The following is a 1,763-nucleotide window of genomic DNA, read 5'->3' as shown; positions in this document are numbered from 1 at the left end:
ATATCTAAAGGTAAGCGACAAAAATACCTACATTTCATTTTGGAGTGTAGGTATTTTTATGCACACCATTTCTCTTTATATTTTTTAATTCGTTTGTTTTCTGGAATAGGATATTCTACTGGTATGTCAGATTTCAGTGCTTCTTGACGTACTTCTAGGGGTGTTTTGCAGCAATACCTATCCTGTGGACGTTCTTCACTATAAAATCTTATATAATCCTTTATTGCAAATCTTAATGAGGATTCATCAGTTATTTCGTACATCTGATACATTTCTGCTTTGATAATTCCCCAGAAACCTTCTGTTGGTCCATTATCAATACAATGTCCAACCCGAGACATGGATTGTCTCATTTCTTGTTTTACAAGTTTCTTTTTAAACATTTTGCTGGTATACTGGAATCCCCGATCTGAATGAAAAATCGGCTTTGCACAGGGGTTCAACGCAATTGCCTTATCAAAAGTTTTAAATACTAATTTATTATCATTTCTGGCACTAACAGCATATGACACAGGATATCTATCATACAGATCTATAATGGCACTTAAATACAACTTCTTTTTTTTACCTGGCACTTTAAATTCAGTCACATCAGTAGCCCATTTTTGATTGGGTGCAGTTGCGTAAAAATCTCTTTGTAATATATTTTGTGTTGTTTCATCTGCATTGGCATTCCTATATTTTTTCTTCTTTTTTCGTATAACGGAATGGATTCCCAGTTTTTTCATAATTCTGTGAACTCTATTTTTGCTGTACTTTGTTTGATTAAAATGATTGATCCAAGAAGTCATTCTCCGATACCCTAAGATATGACTAAAGCGTTCATCATACTCCTTAATGAGCTCTGCAAGTTTGATGTTTTCCATTTCATCCTCAGGTGTTTCACGGTGTAGCCATTTATAATAAGCAGCTCTTGCGACCTCCAAATGTTTACACATCCATCCAATACTCCAGTTTTTCTCTGTATGAAAATATTCTATCGCAAGATATTTTGATTCATGACGAACCTTACCCAGCCTCACATCCTTTCGAAGTCTTTCACTTTTTTTAACAATTCAACAACCATATCCTTTTCTTCCAGCTGACGCTTTAGTCGTAAGTTTTCACGTCTCAAACGTTCTAATTCATCTACTTCATCATCTGTTTTACGTTGACCGCGTCTGTCAGTTAATCCGGATTCCCCATCACTATCATATTTCTTTACCCAAGAATAGACCTGACCGTAAGAAACATTGAATTTTGTAGCTGTATTCTTATAGTCACGATTATGGTTGATGCAATAATTAACGATTTCTTTTCGTTCCTCAAGTGTTGTTTTTCTTCGTGCCTCTGCCATATAGACCTCCCGTTTTGGATTATAATCCTTGAACTCTCTATTGGCATTATACACCTTAATCCAACTTCGCAAAACAGAACGACTAGATATTGCATATTTAGCGATGATATCGTCAACAGTCCCTTCTCCATTTAGAACTGCTTCTACGCATCGGAGTTTAAACTCCTTTGAATAAGTTCTATTTCTATTCGATGGATGACAAAATGCAGCTATCCCATGAATTTGATATTCATTAATCCATCCTTTTAGTGTTGAATATCCTATACTGTATTTATCAGCAAGGAACTGAATAGAACCTATACCATCCAGATATTCCTGCGATACTTTAGCTCTAAACTCAGGTGAATGTTTTGATTTTGGCATGAAAAATACCTCCAAAGTAACAGATTTTTATATTTAATCTGTCTACTTTAGAGGTATCATATCA

Annotated in this window: 2 protein-coding genes; both read right to left on the bottom strand. The window is 34.9% G+C overall.

The window, feature by feature from the left end:
* Positions 1-56: 56 nt before the first annotated feature.
* On the bottom strand, positions 57-1,022 hold the full coding sequence (locus tag AB5642_RS20225) for an IS3 family transposase (protein ID WP_173717587.1): 966 nt from the start codon (positions 1,020-1,022) through the stop codon (positions 57-59).
* Positions 1,019-1,699, bottom strand: a complete 681-nt coding sequence (locus AB5642_RS20220) for a helix-turn-helix domain-containing protein (RefSeq protein ID WP_173717586.1) — start codon at positions 1,697-1,699, stop codon at positions 1,019-1,021. The genes AB5642_RS20225 and AB5642_RS20220 overlap by 4 nt, the downstream gene beginning before the upstream one ends.
* Between the last annotated feature and the right edge of the window lie 64 nt (positions 1,700-1,763).

The sequence above is a fragment of the Ruminococcus sp. 1001136sp1_2201st1_G3_2201SCRN_220225 genome, assembly GCF_040924365.1.
Classification (GTDB): Bacteria; Bacillota; Clostridia; order Lachnospirales; family Lachnospiraceae; genus Blautia_A; species Blautia_A faecis.
Note: the sequence above shows the minus strand (reverse complement) of the source record. Positions and strands in the feature narration are given on the sequence as shown.

Bases quoted from the DNA above. Each gene is read 5' to 3' on its own strand.
- AB5642_RS20220 (WP_173717586.1), bottom strand. From the start codon at position 1,699: ATGCCAAAATCAAAACATTCACCTGAGTTTAGAGCTAAAGTATCGCAG.